General features: G+C 57.3%; 17 protein-coding genes. 6 read left to right on the forward strand and 11 right to left on the reverse strand.

Features of this window, described 5'->3' with window-relative positions:
* Positions 1-47: 47 nt before the first annotated feature.
* Positions 48-1166, forward strand: a complete 1119-nt coding sequence (gene ytvI / locus ACTVIM_RS13295) for a sporulation integral membrane protein YtvI (protein WP_445612860.1) — start codon at positions 48-50, stop codon at positions 1164-1166.
* A 161-nt stretch (positions 1167-1327) separates the two neighbouring features.
* Here ytvI and pyk read toward each other — a convergent pair whose 3' ends face one another.
* From pyk to dnaE, 5 genes are all read right to left on the reverse strand, one after another.
* A complete protein-coding gene (gene pyk / locus ACTVIM_RS13300) occupies positions 1328-3091 on the reverse strand; it encodes a pyruvate kinase (protein ID WP_445612861.1) in 1764 nt (587 codons plus the stop codon).
* Positions 3092-3344: 253 nt separating this feature from the next.
* Entirely contained in the window at positions 3345-4304 is a 960-nt protein-coding gene (gene pfkA, locus ACTVIM_RS13305; RefSeq protein WP_033844305.1) for a 6-phosphofructokinase, read from the reverse strand.
* Positions 4305-4487: 183 nt separating this feature from the next.
* Complete coding sequence (gene accA / locus ACTVIM_RS13310) at positions 4488-5465, reverse strand: acetyl-CoA carboxylase carboxyl transferase subunit alpha (protein ID WP_445612862.1); 978 nt, start codon at positions 5463-5465, stop codon at positions 4488-4490.
* Entirely contained in the window at positions 5450-6322 is an 873-nt protein-coding gene (gene accD / locus ACTVIM_RS13315) for an acetyl-CoA carboxylase, carboxyltransferase subunit beta (protein WP_445612863.1), read from the reverse strand. Before accD ends, accA begins: the two co-directional genes overlap by 16 nt.
* Before the next feature lie 117 nt (positions 6323-6439).
* Entirely contained in the window at positions 6440-9721 is a 3282-nt protein-coding gene (dnaE, locus tag ACTVIM_RS13320) for a DNA polymerase III subunit alpha (protein WP_445612864.1), read from the reverse strand.
* Between the two features lie 101 nt (positions 9722-9822).
* Here dnaE and ACTVIM_RS13325 point away from each other — a divergent pair, with 101 nt between their 5' ends.
* On the forward strand, positions 9823-10164 hold the full coding sequence (locus tag ACTVIM_RS13325; protein WP_033019500.1) for a YtrH family sporulation protein: 342 nt from the start codon (positions 9823-9825) through the stop codon (positions 10162-10164).
* Positions 10161-10664 carry a sporulation membrane protein YtrI gene (ytrI, locus tag ACTVIM_RS13330; RefSeq protein ID WP_033019501.1) on the forward strand — a complete coding sequence of 168 codons (504 nt, stop codon included), beginning with the start codon at positions 10161-10163 and terminating at the stop codon, positions 10662-10664. The genes ACTVIM_RS13325 and ytrI overlap by 4 nt, the downstream gene beginning before the upstream one ends.
* A 220-nt stretch (positions 10665-10884) precedes the next feature.
* Here ytrI and ACTVIM_RS13335 read toward each other — a convergent pair whose 3' ends face one another.
* Positions 10885-11832 carry a DHH family phosphoesterase gene (locus ACTVIM_RS13335; RefSeq protein WP_445612865.1) on the reverse strand — a complete coding sequence of 316 codons (948 nt, stop codon included), beginning with the start codon at positions 11830-11832 and terminating at the stop codon, positions 10885-10887.
* A gap of 101 nt (positions 11833-11933) precedes the next feature.
* On the opposite strand from ACTVIM_RS13335, the gene ACTVIM_RS13340 reads away from it, so the two are divergent.
* The gene (locus ACTVIM_RS13340) at positions 11934-12239 is read left to right on the forward strand and encodes a YtpI family protein (protein ID WP_445612866.1); all 306 of its coding nucleotides are present in this window, start codon (positions 11934-11936) and stop codon (positions 12237-12239) included.
* 151 nt (positions 12240-12390) lie between these two features.
* On the opposite strand, the gene ACTVIM_RS13345 is transcribed toward ACTVIM_RS13340, so the two are convergent.
* Positions 12391-13698 carry a CBS domain-containing protein gene (locus tag ACTVIM_RS13345; RefSeq protein WP_033019504.1) on the reverse strand — a complete coding sequence of 436 codons (1308 nt, stop codon included), beginning with the start codon at positions 13696-13698 and terminating at the stop codon, positions 12391-12393.
* A 261-nt stretch (positions 13699-13959) separates the two neighbouring features.
* Positions 13960-14625: a metal-dependent hydrolase gene (locus tag ACTVIM_RS13350; RefSeq protein ID WP_445612867.1), complete on the reverse strand. Its 666-nt coding sequence runs from the start codon at positions 14623-14625 to the stop codon at positions 13960-13962.
* A gap of 138 nt (positions 14626-14763) precedes the next feature.
* Here ACTVIM_RS13350 and ACTVIM_RS13355 point away from each other — a divergent pair, with 138 nt between their 5' ends.
* A complete protein-coding gene (locus ACTVIM_RS13355) occupies positions 14764-15858 on the forward strand; it encodes a M24 family metallopeptidase (protein WP_445612868.1) in 1095 nt (364 codons plus the stop codon).
* A gap of 241 nt (positions 15859-16099) precedes the next feature.
* Here ACTVIM_RS13355 and ald read toward each other — a convergent pair whose 3' ends face one another.
* The 3 genes from ald to ACTVIM_RS13370 all read right to left on the reverse strand — a co-directional run bounded on the left by ald (position 16100) and on the right by ACTVIM_RS13370 (position 18303).
* A complete protein-coding gene (ald, locus tag ACTVIM_RS13360) occupies positions 16100-17218 on the reverse strand; it encodes an alanine dehydrogenase (protein ID WP_445612869.1) in 1119 nt (372 codons plus the stop codon).
* A gap of 85 nt (positions 17219-17303) precedes the next feature.
* Complete coding sequence (locus ACTVIM_RS13365) at positions 17304-18068, reverse strand: SDR family oxidoreductase (protein WP_445612870.1); 765 nt, start codon at positions 18066-18068, stop codon at positions 17304-17306.
* A gap of 94 nt (positions 18069-18162) precedes the next feature.
* Complete coding sequence (locus ACTVIM_RS13370) at positions 18163-18303, reverse strand: hypothetical protein (protein ID WP_165570922.1); 141 nt, start codon at positions 18301-18303, stop codon at positions 18163-18165.
* A 113-nt stretch (positions 18304-18416) separates the two neighbouring features.
* Between ACTVIM_RS13370 and ACTVIM_RS13375 the strand changes: the two genes are divergently transcribed.
* Positions 18417-18863, forward strand: a complete 447-nt coding sequence (locus tag ACTVIM_RS13375) for a universal stress protein (RefSeq protein WP_445612871.1) — start codon at positions 18417-18419, stop codon at positions 18861-18863.
* Positions 18864-19147 lie beyond the last annotated feature (284 nt).

The following is a 19147-nucleotide window of genomic DNA, read 5'->3' on the forward strand; positions in this document are numbered from 1 at the left end:
CAAACGTGTAATATTATCCATATGGAGATTCGGTTGGGGGTGAAACATTGTCCCGAGTGTATGTCGACCGTTTTTTGCGCTTTTTTTTCGTCGTTGCCATCGCCGGCATTAGCGTTTGGGCGCTGTATTACATCGCAACGTTGACGTACCCGTTTATCATCGCTTTCTTCATCGCCCTGCTCATTAATCCGCTCGTCGATGGGCTGGAGCGGAAAGCGAAAATGCCGCGCTGGCTGGCGGTCAGTGTCACGCTTATCGTCCTGTTCGCCGCCGTCGCTGGGATCGTGACGCTGTTGATCGCCGAAATCGTGTCGGGAACGCAATATTTGGCCGATGTCGTGCCTAGCAAATTTCAAGCACTAGTTTCGTACATCGAAACGTTCGTTGCCGATCAGCTCATCCCGATCTACAAAGATTTGGCGGGCATGTTCAAAAGTTTAAGCAGCCAGCAGCAAGATACGATCATGAAAAACATCCAGTCGGTAGGGCAAAAAATCGGCACAACGGTAGGGGAATTTATCCAAACGATTTTGCGAAACATTCCCCAGCTTCTCGCCTGGCTGCCCAATATCGCGACCGTCTTTATTTTTTCTCTGCTGGCCACGTTTTTCATCAGCAAAGACTGGCATCGGCTCATGCGCATGGCGCAGCGCTGGCTGCCGGCGAAAGCTCGCACAAGCGGCAAAACGGTGTTCGTCGATTTGAAGCGGGCGCTGTTCGGCTTTATGAAAGCGCAGGCGACGCTCATTTCGATTACGACGGTCATCGTGTTAATCGGCCTGTTGATTTTGCGCGTCGATTACGCGATTACCATCGCCTTGATCATCGGGTTCGTCGATCTTTTGCCGTATTTAGGAACCGGGATCGTATTCGTCCCTTGGATCATTTACGCGGCGGTGAGCGGCGACATCCCGTTTGCGATCGGCCTTGGCGTTTTGTATATCGTTGTGCTCGTCCAGCGGCAGATTATGGAGCCGAAAGTGCTCTCCTCATCGATCGGCCTTGATCCGCTCGCCACGCTCATCGCTTTGTTCGTCGGCTTCAAGCTGCTTGGCTTTCTCGGGCTGATCGCCGGGCCGGTTGCGCTCGTCATCATCCGCACCCTTCACAGCGCCAACGTCTTTCGCGACATTTGGCGGTTTATCATCGGCAAGCCGGCCGCATAACTGACAGAGCGCAGCTGCCGTTTGTCGGTTTAGGCGAAAGGGGGCGGCGGAAAAAGCCGTCTTCCGTGAAGACAGGCTTAACATATCGCGCGGCACAAAAAATAGATGAGGAAAGAGGGTGTTCCCATCCATTGGGGACACCCTCTTTTGATGTGGACCGGCTACAAGACGCTCGCATGTCCGCGGTAAATGGCGCCAAACCCGCCGTCGACCGTGATTTCTTGTCCGTCTTGAAACAGGCGGGTCGCATTCTCGACCCCGACGACGACCGGAATGCCGAGGCTTAACCCGACGACGGCCGCATGGCTCGTCAGCCCGCCTTCTTCGGTGATGATCGCCGCCGCTTTTTCCAGCGCCGGCATCATATCGGCATCGGTGCTGGTGGTGACCAAAATGCCGCCTTCCACCATTTTTCGGCACGCCTCTTCCGCCGTTTTGGCGACGACCGCCTTGCCGAACGCTGACTTGCGGCCGATGCCTTGCCCTTTGGCGAGCAGATCGCTGATGACGTGCACTTTCATTAAGTTCGTCGAACCGGTTTCCCCGACCGGCACGCCGGCGGTGATCACGACCAAGTCTCCGTGCTTCACCAAACCGGAACGCACCGCCGCATCAACGGCCACATCCAACATTTCATCCGTCGTGTTTACATGCGGCGCTTCTTTCGTATAGACGCCCCAGACGAGCGCCAACCGGCGCGATACCGCCTCGTCTGAAGTGACGGCGATAATCGGCGCTTTCGGGCGGTATTTGGCCACCATTTGCGGTGTTTTTCCGCTCACCGTCGGCGTAACGATCGCCGCGACATCCAAATTCAACGCTGTATGGGCGACCGACTGGCCGATGGCATCAGTAATCGTCGTCGCGCTTTCTTTTGTACGCTGGGACAAAATATCGCGGTGCTCCAACGCCTGTTCGGTGCGAAGCGCGATTTGGTGCATCGTGCGGACCGCTTCGACCGGGTAGTGGCCGGCCGCTGTTTCCCCGGAAAGCATGACCGCATCCGTACCGTCAAAAATGGCGTTGGCGACGTCGCTGGCCTCCGCCCGCGTCGGACGCGGGTTGCGCTGCATTGAATCAAGCATTTGCGTCGCTGTAATGACCGGCTTGCCGAGCATGTTGCATTTTTTAATGAGCATTTTTTGGATGAGGGGGACTTCCTCAGCCGGAATTTCCACACCTAAGTCGCCGCGCGCCACCATGAGGCCGTCGGCTGCTTCCAAAATTTCATCGATGTTGGCCACGCCTTCTTCGTTTTCAATTTTGGCGATGATTTGGATGCCGAGCGCATCGTTCGCTTCAAGCAGCTCGCGGATTTCCAACACATCGGACGCCCGGCGCACGAACGACGCAGCGATGAAGTCGATCCCTTGGCGGATGCCGAACAAAATGTCAGCGCGATCTTTGTCGGTGATGCCCGGCAAATTGACGCGCACGCCGGGAACGTTGACCCCTTTTTTGTTTTTCAGAACCCCGCCGTTTAAGACAGTGGTGGCAATTTCCCCCGCTTCTTTATCGATCGCCGTGACTTCGAGGCCGATCAGCCCATCATCAAGCAAAATGGTCGAGCCGACGGATACGTCATCGATCAGTCCCGGATAAGTGATGGAAATTTTGTCTCGGGTCCCGAGCACTTCGTTCATCGAAATGACGAGCCTCGCGCCTTCCTTCAGCTCGATGGCGCCGTTTTCCATGTTATGCGTGCGAATTTCCGGACCTTTTGTGTCAAGCAAAATCGCCACCGTTTTCCCGGTTTGCTGCGCCGCTGTGCGAATGTTGGCAATGCGCCTCCCGTGTTCTTCATGATCGCCGTGCGAAAAGTTGAGGCGCGCTACGTTCATGCCTGCCTCGATCAATTGCACAAGCTTGTCCACGCTTTCGCTTGCCGGCCCAATCGTACAAACAATTTTCGTTTTCCGCTTCATCGCTTCTTCTTCCTTTCCCCTCGGGAAGTGAACTCCCCGCCGCTTCCGAACAGGCGGGGGCTTCAAGCGGCTTGGACGTGTTTGCCGAACGGCAAGACACCATCCCGACTACGCTGTCTTTCATTCCGAAATGTCTGCTCTACTCGTAGACTAGCATATTCGTCAATGATTGCCAACCGCGCTTCCTCTCCCGGCGGGCCCATGGGACCGCCGCTCGCCCTTTCTTGGCGCCGGGAGATGGTTTTCAAAATTGTTAAATCGACAGCTCTTTCGACAACGCATACATCCGCTGATCGATCGTATGAATTTGGCTCAACGCTTCGGCGATGTCATGGTCGACGAGCCGGTTGTTTTGGATGCCGACGCAACGACCGCCTTTGCCTTCAAGCAAAAGTTCGACCGCCCGGGCGCCGAGACGGCTCGCTAACACGCGGTCAAACGCCGTCGGCGATCCGCCGCGCTGCACGTGGCCAAGCACCGTCACGCGCGTCTCAAAACCGGTCGCCTCTTGAATTTGCCGCCCAACGTCAACGCCGCTGCCGACTCCTTCGGCGACGATGATGATGCTATGTTTTTTGCCGCGTTCATGGCCGCGCTTCAAGCGAGCGATGATATCATCCATATCGTAGTCCGCTTCCGGGATCAAAATCGTCTCCGCCCCACCGGCAAGCCCCGACCATAAGGCAATGTCGCCGGCATGGCGGCCCATGACTTCAATGACATACGTCCGCTCATGCGACGTCGCCGTGTCGCGAATTTTGTCAATGGCGTCAATAACGGTGTTCAACGCCGTATCAAACCCGATGGTAAAATCCGTCCCCGGGATATCGTTGTCGATCGTCCCGGGCACGCCGACGCACGGAAAGCCATGCTCGGTCAATTTTTTTGCCCCTTGGTAGGACCCGTCACCGCCGATGACGACCAGCCCTTCAATGCCGTGTTGTTTCAGCTGCTCGATTCCTTTTTTCTGCCCTTCCTCCGTCTTAAACTCCGGACAGCGGGCGGTGTAAAGAATCGTGCCGCCGCGATGGATAATATCCCCGACATCGCCGACTTCAAGCTTTTTGATATTGCCGGCAATCAGTCCGGCATAGCCATGATACACGCCGTACACTTCGACGCCGTGGTAAATGGCTTTGCGGACGACCGCGCGAATGGCCGCGTTCATGCCCGGCGAGTCGCCGCCGCTCGTCAATACACCAATCCGTTTCATCACTTCCACCTCATTTGTCTCGAATTGCACACGTCCGACCTCATACGTCTGTCGCCTCTAAACATTCCTAATGTACCATGAACGCCTGTTGAACACAACAGGGAACGCACGCTGAAACGGCTTACAAGGGGCGATTTTTTAAACAGAACAAAGCTGTCCCGCCAGCGGAGGACAGCTTGTTTCTTATCTTGCCCGAATCGTCTCTTGTAAAAACGAGACGCGGCCCATTTGTTTAAATTTTTCGTAGCGCTGTTCCACGAGCGCCTCGCCGTCGAGCGCCAGCAGCTCTTTCAGCGAAGCGCGCAGCACGCGGTCGATTTCTTTCGCCTGTTCATCGGCATTGCGGTGGGCGCCACCTTTCACTTCTGGGATGATTTCGTCAATGACGCCAAGCGCTTTTAAGTCGTGAGCGGTGATTTTCATCGTTTCCGCCGCCCGCTGCGCCAATGAGGCGTCTTTCCACAAAATCGCCGCCGCCCCTTCCGGCGAGATGACCGAGTACGTGGAGTTTTCGAGCATATGAATATGGTTGCCGACGCCAAGCGCCAGCGCCCCACCGCTTCCGCCTTCGCCGATGACGATGCAGACAACCGGCACGGTGAGTCCCGCCATTTCAAACAAGTTGCGGGCGATCGCCTCGCTTTGCCCGCGCTCTTCCGCCGCTTTGCCCGGATAGGCGCCTTTTGTATCAATGAAGCAAATGATCGGACGGGAAAACTTTTCCGCCTGCTTCATGAGCCGCAGCGCTTTCCGGTAGCCTTCCGGGTGCGGCATGCCGAAATTGCGGCGCAAATTTTCTTTCGTATCTTTGCCGCGCTGGTGGCCGATCACCGTCACCGGAAGCCCGTCGTACATGGCAATGCCGCCGACGATCGCTTCGTCATCGCCGAAGCAGCGGTCGCCGTGGCACTCGAGAAAGTTTGTAAACAGCCGCTCGATGTAATCGAGCGTCGTCGGCCGGTGCGGGTGACGGGCGATTTGCACGCGATCCCACGGCGTCAAGTTCGCGTACACTTCGTTTTCCAATTTCGCTAGGCGCGCCTCCAGCTTTTCGATTTCCGCCGATAAGTCAACGTCTGCCGTTTTCATGAACTCTTTCAACTCTTGAATTTTACCGCGCAGCTCAACAAGCGGCTTTTCAAATTCTAATTCCGCCACCATCCCGCTTCCCCTCCTCCGTTATGAATCGCCAGCACAACGGCCAGCTTTTCCTTCAGCTCATGACGATGGATGACAGCATCCAGCTGCCCGTGCTTCAGCAAAAACTCCGCCGTCTGGAAGTCTTCCGGCAGCTCTTCGCGCACCGTCTGCTCGATGACGCGGCGGCCGGCAAAGCCGATGAGCGCCCCCGGTTCGGCAAAGTTATAATCCCCAAGCGAGGCAAAGCTCGCCGATACACCGCCGGTTGTCGGATGGGTCATGACGGAAATGAACAAGCCGCCGCTGTTGCTGAATCGTTTGAGCGCGGCGCTCGTTTTCGCCATTTGCATGAGGCTTAGCACCCCTTCTTGCATGCGGGCGCCGCCGGACGCGGTAAAAATGAGAAACGGCACGCCTTGCTCCCTCGCCTGTTCAACGGCGCGGGCGATTTTTTCGCCGACAACCGAGCCCATGCTGCCCATGCGGAACGACGAATCCATGACAGCTATGACGAGCGGATGGCCGTCAAGCGTCCCTTCGCCGGTGACGACTGCCTCGTTCAGTCCGGACTTGCGCCGGTCTTCTTCCAGCTTTTCGCTATAGCCCGGAAAACCGAGCGGATTGACCGAGATCATATCGGCGTCATACTCGCGGAAGCTGCCGTCATCCAGAAGGCTGGCAATTCGCTCGCGCGCCGGCAGCGGGTGATGGTAGCCGCAGCTTAGGCAGACGCGCAAGTTTTTGACCAATTCTTTCGTATACATGATTTTTTTGCATTGCGGACATTTCGTCATCACGCCTTCCGGAACTTCATGCTTCAGTTGTTCGGCAGGCAGCGGCGCGTATTTTTTCTTTTTGCCAAATAAGTCTTTCCACATGAGGGAGCCCCTCCTTTATGATCCATTGTATCGGTTTCCTGGTTTATACTGCAACACCGAAAAAGAAAAGTGGAGGGCAGATCGCGCTGCCCATGGAGCTTTTCCGTAAAGAGCGATTTATTTGACGGCAACGGCGCCAAATCCGAACAAAGCGATCAGTTCATCGACAAAGGGCGCCGTCAAAGCTACCGCATACCGCTCCGGCAGGCGGAGAAGCGCGCGTTTGCGTTCGTCATACAAGTAAACAGGCGTGCGGCCGCTATGCTGTTCAAGCAGCTGTTTCAACGCAGCGAGCCGGCCGCTGTCCGCGCCGCTGGCATTGATGTAGAGCGCCGACACCGGCAAGCCCCACGCGCGGCGGATGACGAGCTGGCGCCGTCCTCCGCGCCTTTCCATCGTCCCGGAAAGCAAAACGAACGCTCCCTCCACGAGCTCAGCAGCAGCGCGGGCATATATCGGTGGAAAAGCGACCGCCTCCACTTCTCCGCTTTCATCGCCGATGGTCAAAAACGCCATCTCCTCGCCAAACTTCGTCCGCGTTTTCCGCAGCTGCGCGACCGCCCCCCCGACCACCACGGACGGGCCGTCCGCCTCAGCGGCGAACACGGCATGCGCCGCCTGAAACAACGGTCGGCATACCGCCGCTGGATGCGGGGTGACGGCAAAACCGAGACATTCTCTCTCCCGGCGGCGCCGCTCGCTGGGCGTCCACGGTTTGGCCTCGGCGTATTTCGGCTGGGGTGAAAATCCGATCGCTCTCCCGTACGCGCTCAGCCATTCGGCATGTTCGGCGGCGATCTCAATGCTCGCTGAAAGGACGGCGCGCTCGACTCCAAACTCATCGAAGGCACCGGCAGAAATCAGCGCCTCCAGCGCCGGACGCGCCAATCCTTTCGGCAGCAGGCGAACAGCAAAGTCGAAAAAGTCGGCAAACGCCCCGTGCGCTTTTCGCTCATCGATGATGAGCTTCGCGGCCGAGCCGACATGCTTCACCGCCGAAAGCCCCGTGCGGATCGCCTCCCCTTCGATCGCAAACCGATAGCCGCTCCGGTTGATCGACGGCGGCAAAACCGGAAGGCCCTTCCGCTCCGCCTCGCGGCTGTAAAGCGCCATCGTTTCCCGATCGCCGGCCGCATCCGCCAACATGACCGCATAAAAACAGAGCGGATAATGCGCTTTAATATACGCCATCGCATACGACAGCCGCGCATAGCTGACCGCGTGGCTTCGATTAAAACCATAATGGGCAAAGCGAACGATGTGCCGGTACAGCTCCTCGGCCACGTCCTCGGCGTAACCGTTCGCAAGGCAGCCGGCGACAAACGCCTCTCTCTGCTCGGCCAACAGCGCCTTTTCCTTTTTCGCCACTGCCCGCCGGAGCACGTCCGCTTGTCCGAGCGAAAAGCCTGCCAGCCGGGCAGCGATTTGCATAATTTGCTCCTGATAAATCAACACACCGTAAGTCGGCGCCAAAATGGGAGCCAGATCCGGGTGCGCATACGACACCGGCTCTTCGCCGCGCTTGCGCCGGATGTAAACAGGGATCATCTCCATCGGGCCGGGGCGGTACAACGCGTTGACCGCGACCAAATCCTCAAACTCGGACGGCCGCAGTTCAGCAAGCACGCGCTTCATTCCCGCGGATTCGAGCTGAAAAATGCCGTTCGTGTCCCCCGAACTAAGGAGCGCGTACGTTTTGGCATCATCGAGCGGCAGCGCGTCAACCGCAAACGGCCGCCCCGTCTGCCGCTCGACGAGGCGCACCATCCGGCCGAGCAGCGTCAACGTGCGCAACCCGAGAATATCGATTTTCAACAACCCTAGCGCCTCAAGCGCGCCCATCGCGTATTGCGTGAGCGGCCATGGGCCGTGGCTAGGCTGCAGCGGCACATGGGCGAGCAGCGGCTCGGGGCTGATGATGACGCCGGCGGCGTGAATCGACGTGTGGCGCGGCAAGCCTTCCAGTTTTTGCGCTACAAAAAGCCAACGATCCCCGCCGCGCACGGCGCTAACCGCCCGACGAAAGGCAGCCGATTCGTCATGCCAGCGACGAATCGTGAGTCCTTGCCGGTTGGGCAGCAGCGCGATCACCCGCTCCGTTTCCTCCCCGGGAAGGCCGAGCGCCTTCGCCGTCTCGCGCAGCGCCGCTTTGGCGCCGAACGTGCCGAACGTAATGATTTGCGCGACGCGATCATGACCGTATTTGTCGGCGACGTAACGAATCATTTCCTCGCGTCGATCGTCGGGAAAGTCCAAGTCAATATCCGGCACCGACACGCGCTCCGGGTTTAAAAACCGCTCGAACAACAGCCCGTATTCCAGCGGATCAACATCGGTGATCGATAACGCGTAAGCGACAAGCGAGCCGGCAGCCGAGCCGCGGCCCGGTCCGGTCATGATGCCGCGCCGGCGCGCGTAGGCGAGCACATCGGCGACGATCAAAAAATAGTCGCTGAAACGAAGCGATTCAATGATAGCCAACTCGTGCTCCAACCGCCGCCAATAGCGCGCATCCGCTGACGGCACGCGGCGAGCGAGTCCTTGTTCGCAAAGGCGGCGCAAATAGCCATCCGCCGTTTCCCCATCCGGCACCGGGAACTTCGGCAGCCGCCGGCGACCAAACTCGAGGCGGAGCGCGCACTGATTGGCGATCTCGATGCTGTTGGCAAGCGCCTCCGGCCAATCGGCAAAGCGGCGGGCCATCTCGTCCGGCGCCGCCAAGTGACGCCCGTCCTCTTCAGCAATGTTTGCGAGCGGTACCCCGCGGCTCAGCGCCTGCAAGCAGCGAAACGCAAGCGCATCCTCGCGCTCCACGTAGCGGACATCGTTCGTCGCAACGGGCGGTATCCCGAGCTCCTCCGCAAGCCGCCGCAGCCCGTCCTCATACGGCGCGCGCCACCGCTCGCCGCGCTGGATGGCGATATACAGGCGGCCAGCAAACAGCTGGCGGTAGCGGAACAACGTCTCTTTCGCCCGCGCCACATCCCCAGCGGCGAGCAGCGATTCGACCCGCCCGTTAGACCCTGGCGTGATGGCCATGATTCCCCCGCTCAAGCGGCGAAGGACGTCCTCGTGAATGCGCTTTTCTTCCCCCATTTGCACCGCTGTGCTGATTTCGATTAAATGGCGGTATCCTTCCTCATTGGCAGCCAGCAGGACGAGCGGAAATGCCGCTTCATCTCCCTCGAGGATGACATCCGTCATCATGCCGATGATGGGGCGGAGGCCGTGCTGCTCGCACTCCCGGTAAAACGGAATGGCGCCATACAGCACATGGCGGTCGGTGAGCGCCAACGCCTCATAGCCGAGCTGTTTCGCTTTGGCCGCAAGCGCCTCGACCGTCGCCGCGCTTTGCAGCAAGCTATACGCGCTGACCACATGCAAATGAACGAACGACATGGTCCTCCCCCTCTCCGTTTCGCGGGCGAAAACTTTCTCTTCCGCTACATATTGCGTCCGATGGCCTGATATACATAAATAAAGAAAGGACGGGGAAACCGATGAACGAAAAAGTGGCTTTTTTGCCGGCGTTTATTCAAAGCTATTTTATCGCGGTCGGCGTGCTGCTCGGCGGCGCCATGATCGGCGCGCTCGGCGCTTTTTTGAGCGGCGGCCAACCGCTGACCGCCATGTATCGGTTCGCCGGCGATTTGCGCATTTGGGCGGTGGTGGCCGCCATCGGCGGGACGTTTGATACGTTTTATGTCGTCGAACGGGGGCTGTTTCTTGGCGAAACGAAAGATATTGTGCGCCAATTTTTGCTCATTTTGTCTGCCATGGGCGGCGCGCAAACAGGGGTAGCCATCGTTACGTGGCTGACGCAGGAGCACATTTCGCCATGAGAATTCCTCCGTATTATCAATCCCCATCATGGCAACGCTTTTTTGCCGGCGTCGCGATCGGAGCGCTGATCAGTTGGTTCGTCTTTTTATACATTTTCGGCGTTCTGCAAGAAAAACAAGTGCGGCATGTCAATGAGCTGAACGAGCAAATCGCCGATCTGCAAAAAGAGATTCGCATCTGGCAGGAAGATTATATTCATTACAACAAAGAAATGAAAAAAAAGCTGACCGTCCAAGACATCACTGTTCATCTCGCCAACGCTGAGCAGTATAAATTTGATTCGTACACGACATTCCGCATCGAAGACAGCGTCAAAGAAGACTTGTCCCATTTAATTACAAAGGACATTGAAACAGTGTACAACAGCCGTGAATTGATCAAGCGGGCCGTCGAGAACAAAACGTTCTCAATCCATGAAAAACAATACCGGCTGCAACTTCACACCCTCACCATTTTCACCGTTTTAGCCGTTGAAGTAAAAGTAACGCCGCTCCCGTAATCCGCCACGCCTTCGCGCGCCGGCGGCAAAAGAAGCGGCCCGAAGCGGGCGGAGCCCTTTTCCCGGCGCCGCCGCACGCGCAACATCCCGGCGCCGGGTAACCGCAATTCTCAAGCACAATCCCTGCTCAGCGTCGCCACCGCAAGCGCGACGCCCCGCCGCCGGGTGACAGCACTCCAAACGGAATGCAGCGGCAGGCGCTAGAATAATAGCGTTGAGGCTACCGCTCAGCGCGGCAGATGGCCTTCACGTCCTCAATAACGCGATCCGCTTCTTCCCATGACGCGATGGACGCGCCGGCCGCAAGCGGGTGTCCGCCGCCGCCGTAGCGTTTGGCGACTGTGTTGATGATCGGTCCTTTCGAGCGGAAGCGGACGCGGATGTCCTTCTCCTCCTCAATAAAAAACACCCAAGCGATGATGCCGTCGATATTGCCGAGCAAGCTGACAAGCTGCGACGCCTCGAGCGGGGTGACCCCATATTCCTCAAGCAGCGCCCGCGGCATTTTGACGGCCGCCACTCCTTCTTCGATCGTAAAGTTCGACAGCACATAGCCGCTTAAGCGGGCAAGCGGCAAGCTCGTTCGATACAATCCGTCGTACAATTCCGCCAGCGAAAAACCGTACGAAATGAGCTCCCCGGCGTAGCGGAACGTTTTTTCGCTCGTGCGCGGAAACAAAAAGCGGCCCGTATCGCCGACAATGCCGGCGTAAATGAGGCGCGCCGCCTCAGCGGTCATCGTCAGCCCTTCGTCTTTCCCAGACAAATACAACTCATAAATCATCTCGCTTGTTGAACTGGCGGCGGTGTCGACCCACATGATGTCGCCATACGGCGTGTCGTTCGGATGATGATCGATTTTAATGAGCTTTCGCCCAAGCCGGTAGCGGCTGTCGCAAATCCGTTCCTCGTTGGCTGTGTCACAGACGATGACGAGCGCCTGCTCATAGACCGCATCGTCAATGACATCCATTTGGCGTAAAAAGGACAACGACGGGTCGTCTGTCCCCACGGCATACACCCGCTTGTTTGGAAACGACGCCCGCAGCAGCGCCGCCAACCCGCCTTGCGATCCGTACGCGTCCGGATCCGGGCGCACGTGGCGATGGATGATGATCGTGTCAAACTCGCGAATCGCATCAACAATTTGTTGCTGAACCGGTTTCATTCGTTTTTCCCCTTTTTCGTCACCTGTCATAGTCAACCGCTGGCCTTTTTCCCTGCTTCTATGTACAATGGAAAACGAAATGGACAACGGAGGGATCCACCATGCCAGCTTTGGTTATTTTCATTATATTTTCCTTTTCGTTTTACGTCTATTATAAAATCCGCTACGTCCGTTCGGAACGTCCGATCGAGCGCCGCTTTCTCTCGGCGAAAGCGAGCGTGGCGCTCGGGCTGTTCGTCGCCTTGTTCGGAATCAACCAATTGTTTTTGTATCAGACAACGGTGACGTATATCATCGCCACCATTTTTATCATCTTAGGCTTTGCCAGCGCTTGGGCCGGCTACCGCGCCTACCGCTACTACTTGCCCCAAGCGGTCGAGGAAGCGGAGGCGGCCAAACAAAAGTAAGGCCGTTTGGCGCTGACAACGGGCGGCACAAGGAAAAGGATGTCCCGGACAGAAAGCGGGCATCCTTTTCGTTTGCCTTGCCGTTCCCTTGCTGTTTGGGCTCGTTGCGATCAAAAACGGGGCATGGATTGCTGTTGGCTGCCTTGCCCGTTCATCGATCGATCAGCTGGCACATCATCATCGCCTTGCCGACAAGATCGCCTTCATTGTACACTTCGACATCCACTTTCCCAAACTTGCGCCCGAGCTCTAAAAGCTTCGCTCGCACGTCGACCGTGCTATCAATCTGCACCGGTTTGATGAAGTAGACGGTAAGATTTTCCATTACCAAATCGCCGCGCTTGTACGCCCGCAGCATGCGCGCCGCCGCTTCGGTGACGATCGTCGTAAACACGCCGTACGAGAGCGTGCCTAAATAGTTCGTCATCTGCGGCGTGATCGTGCAGCGGAACAGCGTTTCTTTGTCGCCGGACTCGCGAAACTGGGCGGTGATGAGGTCATCGATCGTCTCCCCAACTTGCGGCTGGCGCTGCGCCATTTGCAGCGCTTTTAACACATCTTGGCGGCTGATGATCCCTTGCAACCGATGGTGGTCGTCGACCACTGGAAGCAGCTCAATCCCTTCCCATACCATAATGTGAGACGCAAAGGCGACCGATGTTTTTCCACTGACAGTGATCGGCTGCTTCGTCATCACTTTTTCAATCGGCAGCTGTCGATCCATATCGAGCACATCTTTCGCCGTCACGATCCCCTGCACCTTCCAATCTTCATCGACGACCGGGAAACGGCTATGGCGTGTTTCTTTGTTTAATGCGTACCAGCGCTCAACCGGATCGTCGACGCGCAAGTACGCGGTTTTTTCCACTGGAATAATAATATCTTCAACGAGCACGATTTCTTTTTTAATGAGCTGATCGTAAATGGCGCGGTTGATCATCGTCGCGACCGTAAACGTGTCATAGCTCGTCGAAATGATCGGCAGCTGCCGCTCATCGGCGAGCTTTTTGACATGGTCGGCCGTGTCAAACCCGCCTGTGATGAGCACGGCGGCTCCGGCTTGCAGCGCCAGCTCGTGCGCCTTCGTCCGGTTGCCGACGATGAGCAGATCGCCCGCCCCGGTATAACGCATCATCGCTTCGAGCTGCATGGCGCCGATGACAAAGCGGTTGAGCGTCTTATGAAGCCCTTCACGTCCGCCAAGCACTTGCCCGTCAACGATGTTGACCACCTCAGCGTAAGTGAGCTTCTCGATGTTCTCCTTGCGCTTTTTCTCAATCCGGATCGTGCCGACACGTTCAATCGTGCTCACATACCCTTTGTTTTCGGCATCTTTGATCGCCCGGTACGCCGTTCCTTCGCTCACACCCATTTCTTTGGCGATCTGGCGCACGGAAATTTTCTCGCCAATCGGCAGCCGATGGATGTATTCCAAAATTTGTTCGTGTTTTGTCGCCAACGGTTCTTCACCCTTTGCCTGTTGTTACTTTCATTATAACGGCCGCAACGGCCGCGATTCAACGGGAGGAAACCCGGCGAACCGCACCGCGGTGGCGGAAGCTGGTCGTTTTGCGCCACAAAGTCGCCTCTTCGTCCATCGGTCCGACGGAAACGGGAAGATTCACAGGACAAAAAGAGAGGAAAGGCGAATTCCTTTCCTCTCTTCCACCCCTTTTCGCGCCACCGTCCCCATCAAACCGCTCCGCTCACCAGCGACGCGCTACAGCTCGATGCTTTCGCCCGGCTTCAGGGCGCGGCCAACCCCCGGCGGGAGGAGCGAAACGAACCGTTCCGGGTCTTGGGCGATCGGCGGGAACGTATTGTAATGAATCGGCACGACGAGCTTGGCTCCGAGCCACTCGGCGGCCACGGCCGCATCTTCCGGCCCCATCGTGAAGCTGTCCCCGATCGGCAGGAAGGCGACATCGATGGAATGGCGTTCGCCGATCAGTTTCATGTCGGAAAACAGCCCGGTGTCGCCGGCATGGTAAATCGTTTTGCCTTCGGCGGTGAACAAGCCTAAATAAATGATCTGCTTGTCATTCGTCACAAATCCGGAGCTGTGGAACGCCTGCGTCAACTTGACGGTGCCAAAGTCAAATTCGCGCGCCCCGCCGATGTTCATGCCAAACGTCTCAACGCCTTGCCAACTTAAATACGTCGCCAGCTCAAACGTCGCAACGACCAAGGCGTTGTTCCGCTTGGCGATCTCCACCGTGTCACCGACATGATCCCCATGTCCGTGCGTCAACAAAATGACATCCGCTTTGACGTCGGCCGCGTTCAAGTCGGTCGTCGCGTTGCCGGTGATGAACGGATCAATCAAAATCGTTTTTCCGTTCGTCTCAATGCGGACGACCGAATGGCCATGGTAGCTGACTTTCATCCCCACATCTCTCCTTTCCACTCCACATGGTTCGCCGCCGCCCGCTCATTTCCTTCTTTTCCTGCCTGCCCATTTACAAGCGGCCCGTTTCTTGGTACGCTCAAACTGAACGATCGCAAGAAAGAGAGGCAGGAAACGATGAACGAACGGCTACAAGCATTTTCCTCTTGGCTTCAACAACAACATAGTTCATTCGCCTTGATCACGTCAAGCGCCAACGTCTTTTATTTGAGCGGATTTTGGTGCGACCCGCACGAGCGGTTGCTGGCGCTTTTGGTGTTCCCCGACGGCGAACCGGCGCTCGTCTGCCCGCACATGGAAGTCCGACGCGCCCGCCGAAGCGCTTTGGAATGCACAGTGATCGGCTATGATGACAGCGCCGACCCGTGGAAAGAAATTGACCGCCACTTGCGACAACGCAACATTCAGGCAACTAGCATCGCCGTCGAAAAGCACCATTTGTCGCTCGCTCGCTTCGAACGGCTCGCGGCGTTGTTTCCAAACGCCCACTGGCACGACAGCGAGGAAAAGCTGCGCCAGCTCCGAATGATCAAAGACGAGCGGGAAATGAAAGCGTTGCGCCAGGCAGCGAAGTTGGCCGACAAGGCGATCGAAATCGGCGTATCGGCCATCCGCCCCGGCGTGACGGAGCTCGAACTTGTCGCCGTCATTGAATATGAACTGAAAAAGCTCGGCGTTGAACGGATGTCGTTCCCGACGACCGTGCTCACGGGCGCGAAAACGGCCGATCCGCACGGCACGCCGGGAACCGCAGCGGTCGCCCCGGGCGATTTCGTCTTGTTCGACTTAGGCGTCGTCGTCGACGGGTATTGCTCAGACATTACCCGCACCGTCGCCTGCCGGACGCTCGACGACGAACAACGGTTCATTTACGAAACCGTCCGGCGCGCCCAGCAGGCGGCGATCGATGCTTGCCGCCCGCAAATCGCCATGGGGGAGATCGACCGCGCCGCCCGCCGCGTCATCGAACAAGCCGGCTACGGTCCGTACTTCACTCACCGCGTCGGCCATGGTTTAGGGATTGACATTCACGAATACCCGTCGCTGCACAGCGCCAACCACGCGCCGCTCGCCGCCGGCATGGTGTTTACGATCGAGCCGGGCATTTACGTTCCGCCGGCCGGCGGCGTGCGCATCGAAGACGATGTCGCCGTCACCGCCAACGGGATCGAAGTGCTGACCTCCTTCAGCAAAGAACTGATCATCGTGTAGCCGGCACCGCTGCGGCTGCCAAGGAAAAAACAAGCTGTCCGCCGGTGGACTGTTGCTCCGCTCGGACAGCTTGTGTTTCTTTCCCATTCCCCCTGCGACAGCGCCAATCGCGTTTTTGAAGCAAACAAATCTGGAATCGCGTTCGCTTAGTTTCTTTTGGCTGCGCGCCAAGCAAACGAACGAGCCGCGTTTGACCGACCGTTTGGGCCAAGCGGACCCACGGCCCGCGGGGCTAGCAGCGTCAACCTCGCAGCAGCGAATGAACGTCCGTATACGGCATGTTGTGCGCCGCCGCCACCGCTTCATACACGATGTGCCCGTCAAGCGTGTTGATCCCTTTTACCAGCGCCGGATTGTCGAGGCAAGCGGCGCGGTAGCCTTTGTTGGCGATTTGCAAAGCGTAAGGAATCGTGACGTTCGTGAGCGCGAACGTCGACGTGCGCGGGACGGCGCCCGGCATGTTCGCCACCGCGTAATGAACGACGCCGTGCTTGACATAGGTCGGATCGTCGTGCGTCGTGACGCGGTCGGTCGTTTCAAAAATGCCGCCTTGGTCAATGGCGACATCGACCAACACCGAGCCTGGCGTCATCGAGCGCACCATTTCTTCTGTGACGAGCTTCGGCGCTTTCGCCCCTGGGATGAGAACAGCGCCGACGACCAAATCCGACTCGCGCACACATTCAGCGATATGGTACGGGTTGGACATGAGCGTCGTCACTTGATCGCCGAACAAATCGTCGAGCTCGCGCAGCCGCTCGGCGTTAATGTCCAAGATCGTCACGTCCGCGCCAAGGCCGACCGCGATTTTTGCCGCGTTCGTCCCCGCCGTTCCGCCGCCGATGATCGTCACTTTGCCGCGCCGTACTCCAGGCACTCCGCCAAGCAAAACGCCTTTCCCGCCGTGCGGCTTTTCGAGAAACTGGGCCCCGACTTGCACCGACATGCGGCCCGCCACCTCGCTCATCGGCGTCAACAGCGGCAGCGAGCCGTTGGCAAGCTGCACCGTCTCATAGGCGATGCCGACCACCTTTTGCTCGACGAGCGCTTTCGTCAGCGCTTCGGCCGCCGCCAAATGCAAGTACGTAAACAAAATGAGCCCCGGCCGGAAATAACGAAACTCTTCGGCAAGCGGCTCCTTCACCTTCAACACCATCTCCGCCGCCCAGGCGTCCTCGGCGTTTGGCACAATCACCGCCCCGGCTTTTTCATACTCGGAATCGGAAAATCCCGACCCTGTGCCGGCTTCTGTCTCCACATACACGTCATGCCCGGCTTTAACGAGCGTCATCACGCCAGCTGGAGTGATGGCGACGCGGTTTTCATTGTTTTTGATTTCTTTTGGAATGCCGATCTTCATCGTTTTTTCCTCCTTTTTCCTTCCCGCTTCTCCTTTTATTGTGCCCTGTTTCGCGCGAAAGCAAACGAAAAAGGAGGCGCTGTTCTCACCGGAAAAAATGGCGGTAAATGACGTTCGCCCCGCCGGTGATGTCAATGACGGCGCCGGTGATGAAATCAGAATCGTCCTCGCACAAAAAGGCGATGACGCGGGCGATGTCTTCGCCGGTGCCCGGGCGCCCAATAGGCGTTTCGGCATCGGGCTTGTTACGGGCAGCGGCGATCCCGGCTTCTTTCATCTCACCGACGATGTTGCCTGGACAGACCATATTGGCGGTGATGCCGTATTCCGCCTCTTCGAGAGCGATCGTTTTCGTCAGCGACACCAATCCAACTTTCGCCGCGCCGAACGCCGAGCGGTGCACCCACCCCGGCGCATCCGCCGCTCCTTGAAACCCATAGGTGATGATGCGGCCAAACCGCTGCTGGCGCATGATTGGAATCGTCCGTCTTACCAAGTGGAAGACCGCGCTCAAATTGCCTTCTATCATTTCATACCATTCGTCTTCTGTATAATCGGCCAATTTTTTTCGTTCGAAAATGTACGGTCCCGCGTTGTTAATCAAACAGTCAATGCGGCCGAACCGCTCCATGGCGGCGTCAACGAGCGCTGCCAAATCGTCTTTGTTTGTCACATCGCCGCGCACAAACTGGAGGCGGTCAGCGGCGCTGCGGTACTTCTCGGCCAGCGAGCGCACCGCCTGTTCATCGCTCCGGTAGTTCACCGTCACCGAATACCCTTTATCAAGGAGCAGCTCCGTCACTTTTCTCCCCAGCCCTTTCGCTCCGGCCGTAATCAAGGCGTGCCGCACCGTTTCTCCTCCTTTTCGCCATTCTCTTTCCTCCATTTTACTTTATAAACAGGAGCGAATACAAAAAAAGAGCCATAGCTCGCTAGCGCTATGGCTATTCACCGACCTCCCGGCGCGGATCGTAATACGATTCGTTATCGTCAATCATGCCGCTCTCATATGATTCCGTGATTTGTTCGGTGATCGTCCGCACTTCTTCCTCATCATACAGCCAATCGTTATTCCGCTTTTCCATGTCGTTTTCCTCCCTTGTTCATCAATCGTTCTATATGGCCTAGTTTATCGCCGGCATCGAGCGGGTATACGATTTATAGAAATAACATTTTTATCCAAAGGGAGGGAAGAACCGTGACGATGACGTATCGCACGATTGTCGTCGCCGTTGACGGCTCAAAAGAAGCGGAGTGGGCGTTAAAAAAAGCGATTCAAATCGCCAAGCGCAATGGGGCGAAGCTCATTTTGTCCCATGTGATCGATGTGCGAGATTTCAACGCCATGGGCGCTCCCGATTACACCCTCGCCGAGCGGTCAGAACAATACGCGGTCGAGCTGCTTGAACGATACAAACAAGAAGCCGTCGCCGCGGGGCTCAACGATGTCGAAACGGACATCGAGTTCGGTTCACCGAAGGTAAAAATCGCCAAGGACGTCGCCCCGAAACACAAAGCCGACCTCATCATTTGCGGAGCGACCGGGTTGAACGCGGTCGAGCGGTTCTTAATCGGCAGCGTGTCGGAAAACATCGTCCGTCATGCCAAATGCGATGTGCTGGTCGTCAGAACCCCGAAAGAGTGACGTTCGCTAGAAGGATGGAAAAAATGGTTGTTTCTCTTGAAATGGGGGCGTACGAAAGGCGATCTTGGTGCGGCAGAGCTTTTCGATTTGAGAAACGAGGTCGGGAAGCGGCCTGCTCCCTTAAATCACTAGCCTTCGAGAAGGGTGGGAAAAACAGCGGTTTCCTTTGATCGATGAATAAATGTGGGCAATGTGGGAACATTTTTCTATTTGAGAAACGATGCCGGGAAGCGGTATGCACGATGTAACAGGGGGTGTCCCGAACGGACCGGGACACCCTCTCT

The sequence above is a fragment of the Geobacillus sp. YF-1 genome (assembly GCF_052692335.1).

Excerpts from the sequence above, each read along its gene's own strand:
- pfkA (WP_033844305.1), bottom strand. The coding sequence starts at position 4,304 with ATGAAACGGATTGGTGTATTGACGAGCGGCGGCGACTCGCCGGGCATG.
- ACTVIM_RS13325 (WP_033019500.1), top strand. The coding sequence starts at position 9,823 with ATGAACGAAAAAGTGGCTTTTTTGCCGGCGTTTATTCAAAGCTATTTT.
- dnaE (WP_445612864.1), bottom strand. The coding sequence starts at position 9,721 with ATGTCGTTCGTTCATTTGCATGTGGTCAGCGCGTATAGCTTGCTGCAA.
- ACTVIM_RS13370 (WP_165570922.1), bottom strand. The coding sequence starts at position 18,303 with ATGGAAAAGCGGAATAACGATTGGCTGTATGATGAGGAAGAAGTGCGG.
- ACTVIM_RS13335 (WP_445612865.1), bottom strand. The coding sequence starts at position 11,832 with ATGAAACCGGTTCAGCAACAAATTGTTGATGCGATTCGCGAGTTTGAC.
- ytrI (WP_033019501.1), top strand. The coding sequence starts at position 10,161 with ATGAGAATTCCTCCGTATTATCAATCCCCATCATGGCAACGCTTTTTT.
- ACTVIM_RS13340 (WP_445612866.1), top strand. The coding sequence starts at position 11,934 with ATGCCAGCTTTGGTTATTTTCATTATATTTTCCTTTTCGTTTTACGTC.
- pyk (WP_445612861.1), bottom strand. The coding sequence starts at position 3,091 with ATGAAGCGGAAAACGAAAATTGTTTGTACGATTGGGCCGGCAAGCGAA.
- ACTVIM_RS13355 (WP_445612868.1), top strand. The coding sequence starts at position 14,764 with ATGAACGAACGGCTACAAGCATTTTCCTCTTGGCTTCAACAACAACAT.
- accA (WP_445612862.1), bottom strand. The coding sequence starts at position 5,465 with ATGGTGGCGGAATTAGAATTTGAAAAGCCGCTTGTTGAGCTGCGCGGT.
- ACTVIM_RS13350 (WP_445612867.1), bottom strand. The coding sequence starts at position 14,625 with ATGAAAGTCAGCTACCATGGCCATTCGGTCGTCCGCATTGAGACGAAC.
- ald (WP_445612869.1), bottom strand. The coding sequence starts at position 17,218 with ATGAAGATCGGCATTCCAAAAGAAATCAAAAACAATGAAAACCGCGTC.
- accD (WP_445612863.1), bottom strand. The coding sequence starts at position 6,322 with ATGTGGAAAGACTTATTTGGCAAAAAGAAAAAATACGCGCCGCTGCCT.